The sequence below is a fragment of the Streptomyces sp. NBC_00075 genome (assembly GCF_045041225.1).
In the GTDB taxonomy this organism is placed as follows: domain Bacteria; phylum Actinomycetota; class Actinomycetes; order Streptomycetales; family Streptomycetaceae; genus Streptomyces; species Streptomyces adonidis.
This window is the reverse complement of the sequence record NZ_CP108243.1, coordinates 5,574,314-5,591,359: the sequence shown is the minus strand read 5'-3', so window position 1 is coordinate 5,591,359 and position 17,046 is coordinate 5,574,314. Positions and strand designations below refer to the sequence as shown.

Here is a 17,046-nt window from a genome sequence, read left to right as displayed (position 1 = left end):
CCTTCCCTTATCGCGCGGTGGACGTGTAGGGCAGCAGCGCCATCTCACGGCTGTTCTTGACGGCCGTGGCGACGTCACGCTGGTGCTGCGTGCAGTTGCCGGTCACGCGGCGGGCACGGATCTTGCCGCGGTCGGAAATGAACTTCCGCAGCATGTTCGTGTCCTTGTAGTCCACGTACTGGACCTTGTCCTTGCAGAAAGCGCAGACCTTCTTCTTAGGCTTGCGCACAGGCGGCTTCGCCATGGTGTTTCTCCTGTGTGATCAAGAAGTGTGGGTACGACCCGCCCTCGGCCCGAAGGCCTAGAAGGGGGGCTCGTCCGAGTAGCCGCCGCCACCACCACCGCTGGCGCCGCCGGAGCTTCCACCCCAGCCGCCACCGCCGCCGCCCTGGTTGCCACCGGCGGGAGCGCCGGTCGCCCAGGGGTCGTCGGCCGGAGCGCCGCCGCCCTGCGGAGCGCCGCCGGAGTTTCCACCCCAGCCGCCGCCCTGCTGGCCGCCACCGCCACCGCCGCCGTAACCGCCCTGGCCACCGCGGCCGGCACCGCCGGCGGTCTTGGTGACCTTGGCCGTGGCACTGCGCAGGCTGGCGCCGACTTCCTCGACGTCCAGCTCGTAGACCGTGCGCTTGACGCCCTCACGGTCCTCGTAGGACCGCTGCTTCAGCCGGCCCTGCACGATGACGCGCATGCCTCGCTGGAGCGACTCCGCTACGTTCTCCGCCGCCTGACGCCAGACCGAGCAGGTCAGGAACAGGCTTTCGCCGTCCTTCCACTCGTTCGTCTGACGGTCGAACGTGCGGGGCGTGGACGCGACACGGAACTTCGCGACCGCCGCACCGGAGGGGGTGAAGCGCAGCTCGGGGTCGTCGACAAGATTGCCGACGACCGTGATGACGGTCTCGCCTGCCATAGGGGAACCTCTCGGCGGGTTTGCTGCTGGCTGCTTTTGGTGCTGCTACTCGAATTCCCGGGACCGGCTGAGCGGGAGGCTCAGTGGGTCTCGGGGCGGAGGACCTTGGTCCGGAGGACCGACTCGTTCAGGTTCATCTGGCGGTCGAGCTCCTTGACGATCGCGGGCTCAGCCTGCAGATCGATGACCGAGTAGATGCCCTCGGGCTTCTTCTTGATCTCGTACGAGAGACGACGACGGCCCCAGGTGTCGACCTTCTCCACCTTTCCGTTGCCCTCACGGACGACGGAGAGGAAGTTCTCGATCAGAGGGGCGACAGCGCGCTCCTCCAGCTCGGGGTCGAGGATGACCATCACTTCGTAGTGACGCATGTGGAACCCACCTCCTTTGGACTCAGCGGCCACGGTCGTTCCGTGGCAGGAGGGTTGTTGATGCGTACGCAACGGTATCCGCGGCCACTGACAATCGGAGTTCCCGGAAGGGATTCCTCGTCATGGCCAGGGCAGACACCGGTGCAGACGGTACAGAGTACCCGCACAGCGGCTTCCGGTTGAAATCAGCCCCCTGTGACCGTCAATCTGTACACATCGGGTGTGTATGGCGCTACGATGCGCCGCCTTCCGCAGGAGGTGCCAGATGGCACAGGCATTGCGACCCAACACCGCCGGATCCCTCTTCGCCACCGACGGCAAGCCCCATCCGCTCCAGGACAGCCTCCTCGCTGTGACCCTGGTGCTCGGGGTGACCGCCTTCGTCACGGCGATGTTCCACAGTCTGCATCTGCTCAGTTCCTGGACCGGCCTGGTGGGGATCCTCACCGGCGCGTACGGACAGTTCGTCTCGGAGACGACCCGTGAACGCTTCGGGCTGATTCTGGGCCTCGGCGCCGCAGCGATCGGCTTCTTCCTCGGCATGGCGCACGGCGGCCTCTTCGGCGGCGTGATCGGCTGACGCGGACCGTGCACCTGTGCCCCGGCCGACGCAGGACCGGGGCACAGGTGCCATACGGCCAGACGAGGCGCTCGCAGGGCGCAGTAGGCTTCGGCGCGAGAGCCGGAGCCCCTGTACCCATGGGGACACACCAGCCCGAGGAGCGCCCCGAATGAGCCTGACCCTGAGGACGATCAGCCGAGAGCAGCATCTGGCGTACATCCAGAGCCTGCCGTCGGCGAGCCACATGCAGGTTCCGGCCTGGGCCGACGTCAAGGCGGAGTGGCGCTCCGAGAACCTCGGGTGGTTCGACGACCGGACCGGCGAGATCGTCGGCGCGGGTCTTGTGCTTTACCGCCAGCTGCCCAAGATCAAGCGGTATCTCGCGTATCTGCCCGAGGGCCCGGTCATCAACTGGTTCGCGCCGAATCTCGACGACTGGATCCAGCCGATGCTGGCGCACCTGAAGCAGCAGGGCGCCTTCTCCGTGAAGATGGGCCCGCCGGTGATCATCCGGCGCTGGGACGCCCCGTCCATCAAGGCCGGCATCCAGAGCCCGGACGTGAAGCGGCTGCGCGACATCGAGGCCGACTTCATCGAGCCGCGCGCCTTCGAGGTCGCCGACAAGCTGCGCCGTATGGGCTGGCAGCAGGGCGAGGACGGCGGGGCCGGCTTCGGCGACGTACAGCCTCGCTACGTCTACCAGGTGCCGCTGGCGAACCGTTCGCTGGAAGAGGTCCACCAGAACTTCAACCAGCTGTGGCGCCGCAACATCAAGAAGGCCGAGAAGTCCGGTGTCGAGGTCGTCCAGGGCGGTTACCACGACCTGGAGGAGTGGCAGCGGCTGTACGAGATCACGGCGGTGCGCGACCACTTCCGGCCCCGCCCGCTGTCGTACTTCCAGCGCATGTGGACGGCCCTCAACACCGAGGACCCCAACCGCATGCGGCTCTACTTCGCCCGCCACAACGGAGTGAACCTGTCGGCGGCGACGATGCTGATCGTCGGTGGGCACGTCTGGTACTCGTACGGCGCCTCGGACAACATCGGCCGTGAGGTCCGTCCCTCGAACGCCATGCAGTGGCGGATGCTGCGCGACGCCTACGCCCTGGGCGCCACCGTCTACGACCTGCGCGGCATTTCGGACTCGCTGGACGAGACGGACCACCTCTTCGGTCTGATCCAGTTCAAGGTCGGCACCGGTGGGCAGGCTGCCGAGTATCTCGGCGAGTGGGACTTCCCGCTCAACAAGCTGCTCCACAAGGCACTCGACATCTACATGTCGCGCCGCTGATGTCCCTGAATTTCCGTTCGTACCCCTGAATAGATCGCAGCCACGAGAAAGGTTCCAGGTCCCGGCCATGGCGCTCACGCTCTACGTCGACACCGCGCGCTGGCGTGCGCACCACAAGCACGTGTCCGAGCAGTTCCCGGGGCTCGTCCCGGTCTGCAAGGGCAACGGCTACGGCTTCGGGCACGAGCGGCTGGCGGAGGAGGCCACGCGGCTGGGCTCGGACGTCCTGGCCGTCGGTACGACGTACGAGGCCGCGCGGACCAAGGACTGGTTCAGCGGCGACCTGCTGGTGCTGACGCCCTTCAGACGGGGCGAGGAGCCCGTACCGCTGCCCGACCGCGTCATCCGCTCGGTGTCGTCGGTGGACGGCGTGCACGGCCTCGTGGGCGCCCGTGTCGTCATCGAGGTCATGTCCTCCATGAAGCGCCACGGTGTGACCGAGCAGGAACTGCCCCAACTGCACGCCGCCATAGAGGACGTACGCCTCGAAGGCTTCGCGATCCACCTGCCGCTGGACCGCACCGACGGTTCGGACGCCGTGGAAGAGGTCATCGGCTGGATGGACCGGCTGCGGGCGGCCCGGCTGCCGCTGCACACCATGTTCGTCAGCCATCTCAAGGCCGAGGATCTCGGGCGGCTTCAGCAGCAGTTCCCGCAGACCCGCTTCCGCGCCCGTATCGGCACGCGGCTGTGGCTGGGGGACCACGAGGCCACTGAGTACCGCGGCGCGGTCCTGGACGTCACCCGTGTGGCCAAGGGCGACCGCTTCGGCTACCGGCAGCAGAAGGCGGCCTCGGACGGCTATCTGGTGGTCGTGGCGGGCGGTACGTCGCACGGAGTGGGCCTGGAGGCCCCCAAGGCGCTGCACGGCGTCATGCCGCGCGCCAAGGGCGTCGCCCGGGCCGGTCTCGCCACCGTCAACCGGAACCTCTCCCCGTTCGTCTGGGGCGGCAAGCAGCGCTGGTTCGCCGAGCCGCCGCACATGCAGGTCTCGATCCTCTTCGTGCCCTCGGACGCCCCGGAGCCGAAGGTCGGCGAAGAACTGGTGGCCCATCTGCGGCACACCACCACGCAGTTCGACCGGATCGTCGACCGCTGACCGCACAGCCGCGCGTCATGCGAAAGGCCGTACACGGACTCCGTGTACGGCCTTTCGCATGGCCCTTCCCTGCCGCGTTCGCTCAGAGCGAACGCTCCTCGTCCTCCCGTACCGGCCGGCTGCCCCACTCCACCTGAGGCCCGTCGAAGTGCGCGGCGTGCCGCGGCGGACGGGCGGCGGCGCCGAGTACGAAGACGTCCTCGGCGCCGTCGAGCACACCCCCGGACGGATCGTCGTCGCCGGCCCGGCGCACCACGTCCCGCTCCGGCATGAGGATGTCCCGCACGATCACGGCGCACAGGTACAGCGTGCCCACGAGGTGGGCGGCGATGGCGAACTGGTAGCCCTCGGTGGGCAGGCCCTTGTGGGCGTCACCGCTGGTCGTGTAGGCGAGGTACATCCAGATCCCCAGGAAGTACGCGACCTCGCACGCCTGCCAGATCAGGAAGTCCCGCCACTTCGGGCGGGCCAGTACGGCGAGGGGGACCAGCCACAGGACGTACTGGGGTGAGTAGACCTTGTTGGTGAGGATGAAGGCCGCGACGATCAGGAAGGCCAGCTGGGCGAAGCGCGGCCGGCGCGGGGCGGTCAGCGTGAGTGCCGCGACACCCACGGCCGAGGCCAGCATCAGCAGCGTCGCGAAGGTGTTGACGGTTTCGGTGCTGAACGGATAGTCGAAGCGCTGGGCGATGATCAGCCAGAAGGAACCGAAGTCGACGCCCCGTTCCTGGCTGAACGTGTAGAACTTCGACCAGCCCTCGAAGGCGAAGACCATCACCGGCAGGTTCACGGCGACCCAGGCGACCACGGCGCCCCCCAGTGCCGTGCCGAACGGCCGCCACTTGCCCGCGCGCCAGCACAGCACGAACAGCGGGCCCAGCAGCAGGAAGGGATAGAGCTTGGCGGCCGTGGCGAGCCCCAGCAGGACGCCGAAGGCGAGGGGCCGCCCACGGGACCACATCAGCATCGCCGCGGCCGTCAGAGCGACCGCCAGCAGGTCCCAGTTGATCGTGGCGGTCAGCGCGAAGGCGGGCGCCAGGGCGACCAGCAGACCGTCCCAGGGGCGCCGCGCGTGGGTACGCGCCACGCATACGGCGATGATCGCCGCGCACACCATCAGCATTCCGGCGTTGACGAACCAGTACCACTGTTCCTGGTGCTGGATGGTGCCGCTGCCGGGCGTGAGCCAGGCGGCCACCTCCATGAACACGCCGGTCAGCACCGGGTATTCGAGGTACTCCATGTCGCCGGAGAGCTTGTCGAAGTACGGCACCAGGCCGTCGGCGAAGCCACGGCCCTGGTAGAGGTGCGGGATGTCGGAGTAGCAGGCGTGTGTGTACTGCGTGCTGGCCCCGAAGAACCAGCCGCCGTTGTAGCAGGGCGCCTTCTGGACCAGGCCGAGGGCGAACATACCGATCGCCACGAGGGCTACCACCCGTACCGGAGTCCACCAGGACGTCCCCAACAGGGCGCGGCGGCCGATGGGGCCGCCGATCAGCTCACTGCCGGCCACGGCGATCTCGTCGTCCTTGGTCGGCCGTACCGGGTCCGGCTCGCGCACGCTCGCTTGCGTCGTCTCTGCACTGGGCATGGGCCTCATCCTGCCGTACGCACCTAGGAGTACGCCGAGGGCCGCCGCACCTGGTCGGTGCGACGGCCCCATGTTTCACGTGAAACAACGTGAATCGGATCGGTGTTTCACGTGAAACACCCGCGCCGGACGCTGTTTCGGCCAACCGCTCGGTCAGCCGAAGATGCCTCCGCTGCCGTTCCCGTTCGCGTTGCCGTTGCTTTCTTCCTCGCTTTCCGTGGCCGATGGACTCGATGTCACTCCGCCGTCGGTGGTGCCGTCGTCCGTGCCGCCCGTCTCGGTCCCTCCGGTGTCGTCGCAGTTGACGTCGAAGGTGCCGCAGGTCTGGCTGGGTGTGGGCGACGGAGAGATCTCGATCTCGTCGGTCGGCGTCGGGCTCGGTGTCGGGGTGGCTTCCTCGGTCTCGGTGATGGAGGGAGTCGGGCTCGGCAGCGGGTCCTCGTCGACGACCTCGCCGTAGGGCTCGGGCGTCGGGAATTTCTTCACCTGTGTGCCCTTGAGCGCCTGTTCCATGTAGTCGTGCCAGATCTCGGCCGGGAACGAGGCGCCGTGGATCTTCTCCTGGCCACCCGTGCCGTACATCTCCAGGAACTCGCGGTTCTTCTTGGTCTCGTCGTCGTCCATCCGGAACATGCTGATCGCGGTGGACAGCTGCGGGGTGTAGCCGACGAACCAGGCCGACTTGTTGCCGTCGGTGGTACCGGTCTTGCCGGCCACATCACGGCCGGTCAGCTGGGCCGCCGTACCCGTTCCGTCGTCGACCACGGTCTTGAGGACGTCGGTGACGTTGTCGGCGACCTGGGCGGTGAACGCCTGCTTGGCCTTGGCGATCTTCCTGTGATCGAAGACCGTGCCGTCCTTGCTGGTCACCTTCTCGACCGAGTACGGGTTGTTCTGCTTGCCGCTCGCCGCGAAGGTCGCGTAACTGCCGGCCACGCGGATCGCACTCGGGTCCGAGGTACCGATCGAGAACGACGGGAAGTCGGCGCTGGCCAGGCTGCTGTCGAGGAGGCCCGCATCGGTGGCGGACTCCCTGACCTTGTCCAGGCCGACATCCATACCGAGCTGGACGTAGGCGGAGTTGGAGGAGACCCGCATCGCCTCACGCAGGTCGATCCGGAAGCTGGGCGCGTTGTACGACTCGTCGCCGTCGTTGCGCTGCAGCCACTCCTTGTCGTCCTTGTCCTTCCAGATCGTGCCGTCGTAGTTCTCGATCTTGAGCTTGTTCTTGCCGCTGTAGATGCTCTCCGGAGAGACCTGGGTCCGCTCGTCCTGTGCCTGCGTCGCCCCCAGCTCCGGATCCCGTACGCCCCACTTCATCGCGGCGGCGAGTACGTACGTCTTGAACGTCGAACCCACCTGGGCGCCCGTCGTGTCGGCGTTGTTGGTGAAGTGCTTGGTCGCGTCCTCACCGCCGTAGATGGCCTTGATCGCGCCCGTCGCCGGGTCCACGGAGGCGCCGCCGAACTGGACGTACTTGTCCGTGTCCGGGCGCTCCTTGGGCTTGATGTTCGCCTTCTGGACCTTCGTGACCGCCTTCTCCAACGCCGCGACCTTCTTCTTGTCGAAGGTCGTGTAGATCGAGTAGCCGCCCTGCTGCAACTGGTCGGCGGTGATCCCGGTCTTGTCGGTGTTGTTGATGAGGTAGCCCTTGGCGAGGTCGACGAGGTAGCCGACCTGGCCGCCCAGCGCGGTGTTGGAACGCGGGCTCTGGATCTTCGGGAAGGTCGTGATCTTGGCCCGGTCGACCGCGGTCATGCGCCCGTCCTTGACCTCCTCGTTGAGGATCCACTCCCACCGTTCCTCGACCCGCTTGCGGTTCTTCTCGGGAGTGGCGTTCACGGGGTCGACGGCCACGTTGCCGGCCGGGTCGTAGTACGTGGCGCCCTTGAGCACCGCGGCCAGGAAGGCGCACTCGCTGGGGGTGAGGTCCTTGGCGTCCTTGTTGAAGTACGCGCGCGCGGCCGCCTGAAGGCCGTAGGAGTCACGACCGAAGTAGCCGGTGTTCAGGTAACCGGCCATGATCTCCTCCTTCTTGACGTTCGCGCCGACCTTGATGGAGATGAACAGTTCCTTGAACTTGCGCGTGAGCGTCTGCGACTGGTCGTCCAGGCGGGCGTTCTTCACGTACTGCTGGGTGATCGTCGAACCACCCTGTGTCTGACCGCCCTTGGCCATGTTGAACAGGGCCCGGGCGATACCCATCGGGTCGACGCCGCTGTCGGTCTCGAACGTCTTGTTCTCGGCCGACATCACGGCGTACCGCATCGACGCGGGGATCTGTTCGTAGCCGATGATCTGACGGTTCGTCTCACCACCGGTCGCGACCATCTGACTGCCGTCGGCCCAGTAGTAGACGTTGTTCTGGGCGTTGGCGGCCTTGGCGACGTCCGGCACGCCCACCAGGGCGTAGCCGATACCGGCCACCGCCACCAGGCTGCCGACGAAGCCGATGAACAGCCCCGTCACCTGCCGCCAGGACGGCATCCAGCGTGCCGCTCCGTACTTGCCCGCGCGCGGATAGTCGATGAAGCGCTTCTTGGGCGGGGGACCGGCCGCACGGCCTCTGCCGCGCCCGGGTCCGTTCGGGCCGCTGGGACCGCCGCGGCGTCCGCCGTCCTCGGCCCCTCTGCGACGTCCACCAGTACTTCTCTGCGCGGCGCGCCGGGACTCGGCGCGCCCTCCGGACTGGCGCTCGTCACCTTCGGCTCCGTAGGGACCCAACCCGTAGGAACCCGATCCGTAGGAATCGGAAGGAGACTCGGTTGCGCCCCGCGGTGCCGCACGGCGGCCGGAGGACGAGCCGGACTGGCCGCGTCGGGCCGCGGCACGTCCGCCTCCCTGCGGCTGCGGCGGTTTGCGACGGTGCTCGCTCATCGAACGATTACTCCTTGGGCAGGCGCACCCGCGCGCGCCTGGAAACGGCGGCTGGTTTCCGGTCCCCCCCAAGTACGGATGCGGCCGTGTTCGCATTCACCCGTACCGCACCAAGCACGACGACGTCCCCAAACGTCACTCGGTTCCCGGTGGACTGCATGCCGCACAGACTACGCACCGTCAAAACCCGCCTAGCACCGAAGTTCACCCCAAATCAGGCAACTTGCTTCCTACGAATCGGTGATGTGATCCCGTTCACCACCTCCCCTCTTGTCGCATCCACAGGGCCGCTCTATCGTCTAGATGTATCGAGTCGATACATCAGCTCGGCATAAACAGTGCCGGAGACGTCACGGTCGGACCGTGGGAGAAAGGAGGCGACGATGAGCCGGCGTTCCGGAATCCTCGAGTTCGCCGTCCTCGGCCTGCTCCGCGAGTCACCGATGCACGGCTATGAGCTGCGGAAACGACTCAATACATCACTGGGTGTGTTCCGCGCCTTCAGCTACGGCACGCTGTACCCCTGCCTCAAGACGCTCGTCGCGAGCGGCTGGTTGATCGAGGAGTCCGGAGGCGCGTCGGAGGACGCGCTCGCCGTTCCCCTCACTGGGCGCCGCGCCAAGATCGTCTATCGGTTGACGGCGGAAGGTAAGGAGCACTTCGAGGAGTTGCTCTCGCAGACGGGCCCGGACGCGTACGAGGACGAGCACTTCGCCGCTCGTTTCGCCTTCTTCGGGCAGACGTCCCGCGATGTACGCATGCGCGTGCTCGAGGGCCGTCGCAGCCGGCTGGAGGAGCGTCTGGAGAAGATGCGCGCCTCTCTGGCGCGTACGCGGGAGCGCCTCGACGACTACACCCTCGAGCTCCAGCGCCACGGGATGGAGTCCGTGGAGCGCGAAGTGCGCTGGCTGAACGAGCTGATCGAGAGCGAGCGGGCGGGACGGGACCTCAAGGGTGCCGCTTCCGGGGAACCCGACTCGCAGGACACCACATCTGGAGCGCCGGGCGGCCTGCCCCGGTCCCGGGAGGACGACTCCCGGACCGGTCCGTCCGACGACACCGCCACGTGAGGCCCCTGCCAGGGCCTCACTCGTACACACAGGGAGCAACCGAATGGGTTCGGTTCGCGTAGCCGTCGTCGGCGTGGGCAACTGCGCCGCGTCGCTGGTACAGGGAGTCGAGTACTACAAGGACGCCGATCCGGCGTCCAGGGTCCCGGGCCTCATGCATGTGCAGTTCGGGGACTACCACGTCAAGGACATCGAGTTCGTCGCCGCGTTCGACGTGGACGCCAAGAAGGTCGGCCTCGACCTGGCGGACGCCATCGGCGCCTCCGAGAACAACACCATCAAGATCTGCGACGTACCGAACACCGGTGTGAAGGTCCGGCGTGGCCACACCCTCGACGGTCTCGGAAAGTACTACCGCGAGACCATCGAGGAGTCCGAGGCCGAACCGGTCGACGTCGTCAAGATCCTCAAGAAGAAGCAGGTCGACGTCCTCGTCTGCTACCTGCCCGTCGGTTCCGAGGCGGCGGCGAAGTTCTACGCCCAGTGCGCCATCGACGCCAAGGTCGCCTTCGTGAACGCCCTCCCGGTCTTCATCGCCGGTACGAAGGAGTGGGCGGACAAGTTCACCGAGGCTGGCGTCCCGATCGTCGGCGACGACATCAAGTCTCAGGTCGGCGCCACGATCACGCACCGCGTGATGGCGAAGCTGTTCGAGGACCGGGGCGTGGTCCTGGACCGCACGATGCAGCTGAACGTCGGCGGCAACATGGACTTCAAGAACATGCTCGAACGTGAGCGCCTGGAGTCCAAGAAGATCTCCAAGACGCAGGCCGTCACCTCCCAGATCCGCGACCGCGAGCTGGGCGCCGACAACGTCCACATCGGCCCGTCCGACTACGTGGCCTGGCTCGACGACCGCAAGTGGGCGTACGTCCGCCTGGAGGGCCGCGCGTTCGGTGACGTCCCGCTGAACCTGGAGTACAAGCTGGAGGTCTGGGACTCCCCGAACTCCGCCGGCGTCATCATCGACGCCGTGCGCGCCGCGAAGATCGCCAAGGACCGCGGTATCGGCGGCCCGATCCTCTCCGCGTCGAGCTACTTCATGAAGTCCCCGCCGGTCCAGTACTTCGACGACGAGGCACGGGACAACGTCGAGAAGTTCATCAAGGGCGAAGTCGAGCGCTGAGGTCGTGCGCTGAGAGGAGTCCAGCGCCGTTCGAGCTCCCACAGGCTTGTCGCTCCTGCCCGTCGAGGGTCCCCGGGTCATCCGCCCGGGGACCCTCCTCGTATGTGAGGCTGTGCCCCATGGCTGTCGTACGTGACCTGCGCGTACTCCTGCGTCTGAGGAACTTCCGGCGCCTGCTCGCCGTACGGCTGCTCTCCCAGGGCGCCGACGGCGTCTACCAGGTCGCACTCGCCACCTACGTCGTCTTCTCGCCGGAGAAGCAGACCTCGGCGGCGGCGATCGCCTCCGCGATGGCGGTCCTGCTGCTGCCGTACTCCCTGGTCGGCCCCTTCGCGGGCGTCCTGCTGGACCGCTGGCGACGCCGCCAGGTCTTCCTGTACGGCAATCTGCTGCGCGCCCTGCTGGCATGCTTGACCGCCGTCCTGATGCTGAGCCATGTCCCCGACTGGCTCTTCTACGTCTCCGCCCTCTGCGTCACCGCCGTCAACCGCTTCGTGCTGGCCGGACTCTCGGCGTCCCTGCCGCGCGTGGTCGACGACGACCGTCTGGTGATCGCCAACTCGCTCTCCCCGACGGCCGGCACGCTCGCGGCCACGGCGGGCGGCGGACTCGCCTTCGTCGTACGACTGGCGGCCTCCGACTCCGACGCCGCGGTGGTCCTCCTGGGCGCGGCCCTGTACCTCTGTTCGTCGCTCGCCTCCCTCCGCCTCGGCCGGGAACTGCTGGGACCCGACCCCGAGTTGGTGCAGCCCCGGCTGGCGGCCGCGCTCACCGGCACCGCGCGCGGCCTGGCGGCAGGCGTACGGCACCTCGCCGAACCGGGGCGCAGAGAGGCGGCCTGGTCGCTGGCCGCGATGACGCTGATGCGGTTCTGCTACGGCGCCCTGACGGTCATGGTGCTGATGCTCTGCCGGTACGCCTGGTCGGACGGCTCCGACGACGGGCTGGCCCTGCTGGGCCTCGCCGTGGGGATCTCCGGGGCGGGCTTCTTCGTCGCGGCCGTGATGACCCCGGCCGCGGCCGGACGGCTCGGTCCCGTCGGCTGGATCATGGTGTGCGCCGGAGCGGCCGCGGTCCTGCTGCCCGTGCTCGGCCTGGCGTTCACCGAAGTGCCCATGCTGATCGCGGCGTTCGTCCTGGGCCTCGTCACCCAGGGCTCGAAGATCGCCACGGACACGATCGTCCAGTCCTCCGTCGACGACGGCTTCCGCGGCCGGATCTTCTCCCTCTACGACGTCCTGTTCAACGTCGCCTTCGTCGGCGCGGCCGGAGTGGCGGCCCTGATGCTGCCCTCCGACGGCCGCTCGGTGTCTCTGTTGGTCACAATCGCCGTTATCTACGGGGCAATTGCTGGGGCTATGGCCCGCTTTGAACACCGGTAAGTGTCACATGAAGGCCACAGAGACTCTCTGAGCTACAGAGTTGTCAGTGGGTCCCGGTAACTTACGTGCGTCTTACTTCGCACCAAGCACACCCATAGCCAAGGGGGACCCCCGAGTGACCACTCCGCCGCAGGACCAGAACCCGAACACCCCTGCCCCTGTCGAGCCGACGGCGCCCCAGGCGCCGTACCCGCCGCACCAGGGTGCCCCGTTCCAGGGAGCTCCGGTCCCGCCGCCCGCGCCGGCCAAGCGCTTCAGCAAGAAGCTGCTGCGCATAGGCGTGTTCATCGTCGTCGCGATAGCCATCGCCGGTGGCAAGTGGTACTTCGGCCAGAGTGACGCCGAGACGACGTCGGTGGGCTCCTGCATGCACAACGACGGTACGGACACGAGCCCCGACCTCAACGAGGTCGACTGCACCTCCAGTGACGCCCAGTACAAGGTTGTCCAGAAGTTCGACAACACCAGTGACGCCGACAAGTGCGAGGCCGTCACCGAGGCGACGATCTCCTACTACCAGCAGGGCAGCAGCCACGACGTCGTGCTCTGCCTCAAGGAGGTCTGAGCAGTCCGGGCTGACGCGGCCCACACGCGCAGAGGGCGATGTTTCACGTGAAACATCGCCCTCTGCGCGTTCCGGCGGTGATGTTTCACGTGAAACATCACCGCCGTTTCACGGCCTCAGCCCTGCTCGGCCCACCACTCCTTCAGCGCCGCCACCGCCGCCTCCTGCTCCATCGGCCCGTTCTCCAGCCGCAGTTCGAGCAGGAACTTGTACGCCTGCCCGATCGCCGGTCCGGGTCCGACGCCCAGGATCTCCATGATCTGGTTGCCGTCGAGGTCGGGACGGATCGCGTCCAGCTCCTCCTGCTCCTGGAGCTGGGCGATGCGCTCCTCCAGGCCGTCGTACGCACGCGAGAGTGCCGTGGCCCTGCGCTTGTTCCGCGTGGTGCAGTCCGAGCGGGTCAGCTTGTGCAGGCGGTCGAGGAGGGGGCCCGCGTCCCGGACGTAACGGCGGACCGCCGAGTCCGTCCACTCCCCGGTGCCGTACCCGTGGAAGCGCAGGTGGAGTTCAACCAGACGTGAGACGTCCTTCACCAGCTCGTTGGAGTACTTCAGCGCCGTCATCCGCTTCTTGGTCATCTTCGCCCCGACCACCTCGTGGTGATGGAACGAGACCCGCCCGTCCTCCTCGAAGCGGCGCGTACGCGGCTTGCCGATGTCGTGCAGCAGCGCGGCGAGGCGGAGGACGAGGTCGGGGCCGTCCTGCTCCAGCTCGATCGCCTGCTCCAGAACGATCAGCGTGTGTTCGTAGACGTCCTTGTGCCGGTGGTGCTCGTCGCGCTCCAGACGCAGGGCCGGCAGCTCGGGCAGCACGTGGTCGGCGAGACCGGTGTCCACCAGCAACGTCAGGCCCTTGCGGGGGTGCGCGGACAGGACCAGCTTGTTCAGCTCGTCCCGTACCCGCTCCGCCGAGACGATCTCGATGCGCCCGGCCATCTCGGTCATGGCGGTGACGACCTCGGGGGCCACCTCGAAGTCGAGCTGGGCGGCGAACCGCGCGGCCCGCATCATCCGCAGCGGGTCGTCGGAGAAGGACGCCTCGGGCGTGCCCGGGGTACGCAGCACCCGCCGTGCCAGATCCTCGCGTCCACCGTGCGGATCGATGAACTCCTTCTCCGGCAGCGCCACGGCCATCGCGTTCACCGTGAAGTCGCGCCGGACGAGATCCTCCTCGATGGAGTCGCCGTACGACACCTCGGGCTTGCGCGAGGTCCGGTCGTACGCCTCCGACCGGTAGGTGGTCACCTCGATCTGGAAGCGCCGATCAGCGTCTCCGACGCGGGCGTCCTTCTGAGCCCCGACGGTCCCGAAGGCGATCCCGACGTCCCACACCGAGTCCGCCCAGGGCCTCACGATCTTCAGTACGTCCTCGGGACGGGCGTCGGTCGTGAAGTCCAGGTCGTTGCCGAGCCGGCCCAGCAGCGCGTCCCGGACGGAGCCGCCGACCAGGGCGAGCGAGAACCCGGCCTCCTGGAAACGGCGGGCAAGGTCGTCGGCGACCGGGGCCACCCGCAGCAGCTCACTCACCGCGCGGTGCTGCACCTGGCTCAGGGCGCTGGAATTGTCTTCGTTGGCGTTCGGCACAACAGAAAAGGGTACGTGGCCCGGGCCACGGCCCGCGCCTCCATAAAACGTCCACGCCCGCCAGCGGGGACTCCTCCATCAATACAGGCACATAGAGGACAGCCGGACGGTGTTCCACGATCTTGTGGAGCAGTCCGCGGCACTTCCCCTCAGCGCGCATCGTTACCATGCGTGGACGCACATTCCGACGACCACTGACGACTAGGGACGGGCGAACGCGTGGCCGAGGCGGCAGACTTCCCGAGGCTGACTACCTCTCCCGCACGCCGGTGGTTCCGGCGGGCCGGAGTGCTGCTCACGGGAGCGCCCCTGCTGGCCGGTCTCCTCCAGCTCCCCGCCGGACAGCCCGCGTACGCCGCCGGGTCGGACCCGGTGGTCGTCTCCGTCGACACGCTCACCCCCAGCGCCCCCACGGACGGCGACACGCTGACCGTGTCCGGCACAGTGCTCAACAAGGGCAAGCGGGCCGTCACCGACGCCCACGTGGACCTGCGGGTGGGACAGCTGCTGACCACCCGCTCGGGGATCGACGACGTCGCCGCACGCACCGACTACGTACCGGGAGCCGACGGGACGGAGATCGGCGGCAAGTACGTCGAGAAGTTCTCGAGGCTCACTCCGGGCGTCGCCCAGCCGTTCACCATCTCCGTACCGGTCGACAAGCTGGACCTCGGCCAGGACGGCGTCTACCAGTTCGGCGTCTCCCTGTCCGGCGAGACCGCCGCGGAACCGTACGAGCAGGTGCTCGGAATCCAGCGGACGTTCCTGCCGTGGCAGCCCGATGAGGCGGACACCCGGACACGGACGACGGTTCTGTGGCCGCTGATCTCCACGGTCCACATGACGGCTGAGACCGGCCCGGGCGAGCAGCAGACGCCCGTCTTCCTCAACGACGACCTCACCACGGAGATCTCCCCGGGCGGCCGCCTGGACCAGCTGCTCACCCTGGGCAAGGACCTCGACGTCACCTGGGTGATCGACCCCGACCTGCTGGCCTCCGTCGACGCGATGATCGGCACCTACGGCGTCCAGGGCGCCGACGGCGCCACGACACCGGGCACCGGGCAGACGGTCGCCAAGCAGTGGCTCGCCGAACTCCAGGACGCGGTCGCGGGCAAGGAGGTCGTCGCCCTTCCCTTCGCCGACCCCGACCTCGCCTCCATCGCGCACAACGGCAAGAACGTCACCGGCACCCTGAGCCACCTCAAGAGCGCCACGGATGTCGCCGCCAGCACGGTGGAGACGATCCTCCACGTCACCCCGAGCACCGACTTCGCCTGGCCGGTGAACGGTGCCATCGACCCGTCGATCGTCAAGATCGCCACCTCGGCGGGCGCCGACAAGGTGATCGCCCGCAGCGACAGCCTCAAGGAGACCGGCGACCTGCCGTACACGCCCTCCGCCGCCCGCCCCATCGGCGGCGGCACCACGGCGGTCGTCGCGGACACCCGGCTGTCCACGGCCTTCCAGGGCGACATGACGAACGCCGACGGCTCCACGCTCGCGGTGCAGAAGTTCCTCGCCCAGAGCCTGACGACCACCCTCCAGACCAACAAGCAGCGCACCGTCGTCGTCGCCCCGCAGCGCATGCCGTCCACGAGCCAGGCCCAGACGATGGCGGAGGCGGTCACCGCCCTCCAGAACGCGAACTGGTCCCAGTCGCAGGAACTCACCCCGACCGCCGACACCAAGCCGGACCCGGGCGCCACCACCAAGGTGCCCTCGGCGTCCTCGTACCCCGCCACCCTGCGCAGACACCAGCTGCCGCAGTCGGCCTTCGCACAGATCGCGACCACGCAGGACAAGCTCGACAACTTCAAGATCATCCTGACCGACCGGACCCGCGTGGAGACCCCCTTCGGGCGGGCCATCAACCGGGAGATGGCCACCTCCTGGCGCGGCCGGTCCGGCGCGGCGGACAGCTTCCGCAAAGGCGTGAAGTCGTACCTCGACGTCCTGACCGACCAGGTCAAGCTGATCAAGAAGTCCGAGACGAAGCTCTCCGGCGGCAGCGCCACGATCCCGGTGACCGTCCAGAACAACCTCGTCCAGCCCGTCGACAACCTCGTGCTGCGAGTCACGTCGACGAACCCGACCCGGCTCAAGATCGGTGACGAGGACTACCAGGAGCAGCCCGTCGAGGTCTCCGGCGGGCACAGCCAGTCGGTGAAGTTCACCACGTCGTCCAACGCCAACGGCCCGGTCACGGTGATCGCCCAGCTGTACACGAAGGACGGCCAGAAGTACGGACCCGCTGTCACCTTCGACGTGAAGGTCACTGAGTTCACGGCCATGGTGATGCTGGTCATCGGCGGCGGTTTCCTGCTGCTCGTACTCGCCGGCCTGCGCATGTACACCCAGCGCAAGCGCGCCGCCGCCCGGACCGAAGAGCCCGGCGACGGACCCGAGGACGAAGCCACGGACGAGACCGAAGGCACCGACAGGGACGACGAGAACCACGGCAGCCCCGAGAACCGTCCTCAGGGGGAGTCGGACACCGCGTTGCGGGCAGACGCCCCGGAGCAGCCGAGTGACCCGACGCCGGACACCGCACCGGAAAGCGCAGACCCGTCCGGGACGGGTGAGAGAGTGGACCGTTGAGCGATGTCGTGGCCGGTG

Annotated in this window: 14 protein-coding genes; 8 read left to right on the top strand and 6 right to left on the bottom strand. The window is 67.7% G+C overall.

Features of this window, described 5'->3' with window-relative positions; translation table 11 throughout:
• Positions 1-7: 7 nt before the first annotated feature.
• From rpsR to rpsF, 3 genes are all read right to left on the bottom strand, one after another.
• Positions 8-244 (bottom strand): 30S ribosomal protein S18, encoded by a 237-nt coding sequence (rpsR, locus tag OG787_RS24250; RefSeq protein ID WP_006381652.1) that lies wholly within the window; start codon positions 242-244, stop codon positions 8-10.
• 57 nt (positions 245-301) lie between these two features.
• Positions 302-910: a single-stranded DNA-binding protein gene (locus OG787_RS24245; protein ID WP_369029119.1), complete on the bottom strand. Its 609-nt coding sequence runs from the start codon at positions 908-910 to the stop codon at positions 302-304.
• A gap of 80 nt (positions 911-990) precedes the next feature.
• On the bottom strand, positions 991-1,281 hold the full coding sequence (gene rpsF, locus OG787_RS24240) for a 30S ribosomal protein S6 (protein ID WP_006381649.1): 291 nt from the start codon (positions 1,279-1,281) through the stop codon (positions 991-993).
• Positions 1,282-1,546: 265 nt separating this feature from the next.
• On the opposite strand from rpsF, the gene OG787_RS24235 reads away from it, so the two are divergent.
• The 3 genes from OG787_RS24235 to OG787_RS24225 all read left to right on the top strand — a co-directional run bounded on the left by OG787_RS24235 (position 1,547) and on the right by OG787_RS24225 (position 4,233).
• Positions 1,547-1,861 (top strand): hypothetical protein, encoded by a 315-nt coding sequence (locus tag OG787_RS24235; RefSeq protein WP_369029120.1) that lies wholly within the window; start codon positions 1,547-1,549, stop codon positions 1,859-1,861.
• Between the two features lie 151 nt (positions 1,862-2,012).
• Positions 2,013-3,134 (top strand): peptidoglycan bridge formation glycyltransferase FemX, encoded by a 1,122-nt coding sequence (gene femX / locus OG787_RS24230; protein WP_235476844.1) that lies wholly within the window; start codon positions 2,013-2,015, stop codon positions 3,132-3,134.
• 67 nt (positions 3,135-3,201) lie between these two features.
• On the top strand, positions 3,202-4,233 hold the full coding sequence (locus OG787_RS24225; RefSeq protein ID WP_369029121.1) for an alanine racemase: 1,032 nt from the start codon (positions 3,202-3,204) through the stop codon (positions 4,231-4,233).
• 82 nt (positions 4,234-4,315) lie between these two features.
• On the opposite strand, the gene OG787_RS24220 is transcribed toward OG787_RS24225, so the two are convergent.
• Both OG787_RS24220 and OG787_RS24215 read right to left on the bottom strand, forming a co-directional pair.
• Positions 4,316-5,824, bottom strand: coding sequence for a glycosyltransferase family 87 protein (locus OG787_RS24220; protein ID WP_405536351.1), 1,509 nt, complete (start codon positions 5,822-5,824; stop codon positions 4,316-4,318).
• A gap of 153 nt (positions 5,825-5,977) precedes the next feature.
• Complete coding sequence (locus OG787_RS24215; RefSeq protein ID WP_369029123.1) at positions 5,978-8,701, bottom strand: transglycosylase domain-containing protein; 2,724 nt, start codon at positions 8,699-8,701, stop codon at positions 5,978-5,980.
• A gap of 383 nt (positions 8,702-9,084) precedes the next feature.
• Between OG787_RS24215 and OG787_RS24210 the strand changes: the two genes are divergently transcribed.
• The 4 genes from OG787_RS24210 to OG787_RS24195 all read left to right on the top strand — a co-directional run bounded on the left by OG787_RS24210 (position 9,085) and on the right by OG787_RS24195 (position 12,844).
• Positions 9,085-9,771, top strand: coding sequence for a PadR family transcriptional regulator (locus OG787_RS24210; protein WP_369029124.1), 687 nt, complete (start codon positions 9,085-9,087; stop codon positions 9,769-9,771).
• Positions 9,772-9,814: 43 nt separating this feature from the next.
• Entirely contained in the window at positions 9,815-10,897 is a 1,083-nt protein-coding gene (locus OG787_RS24205; protein ID WP_105970254.1) for an inositol-3-phosphate synthase, read from the top strand.
• A gap of 119 nt (positions 10,898-11,016) precedes the next feature.
• Positions 11,017-12,279, top strand: a complete 1,263-nt coding sequence (locus OG787_RS24200) for an MFS transporter (RefSeq protein ID WP_369029125.1) — start codon at positions 11,017-11,019, stop codon at positions 12,277-12,279.
• A 115-nt stretch (positions 12,280-12,394) separates the two neighbouring features.
• Positions 12,395-12,844, top strand: a complete 450-nt coding sequence (locus OG787_RS24195; RefSeq protein ID WP_369029126.1) for a hypothetical protein — start codon at positions 12,395-12,397, stop codon at positions 12,842-12,844.
• A 116-nt stretch (positions 12,845-12,960) separates the two neighbouring features.
• Here the strand turns inward: OG787_RS24195 and OG787_RS24190 are convergent, their stop codons facing one another.
• Positions 12,961-14,427, bottom strand: coding sequence for a CCA tRNA nucleotidyltransferase (locus OG787_RS24190; RefSeq protein WP_405536350.1), 1,467 nt, complete (start codon positions 14,425-14,427; stop codon positions 12,961-12,963).
• A 219-nt stretch (positions 14,428-14,646) separates the two neighbouring features.
• On the opposite strand from OG787_RS24190, the gene OG787_RS24185 reads away from it, so the two are divergent.
• Complete coding sequence (locus OG787_RS24185) at positions 14,647-17,028, top strand: DUF6049 family protein (RefSeq protein WP_369029128.1); 2,382 nt, start codon at positions 14,647-14,649, stop codon at positions 17,026-17,028.
• Positions 17,029-17,046: the final 18 nt, after the last annotated feature.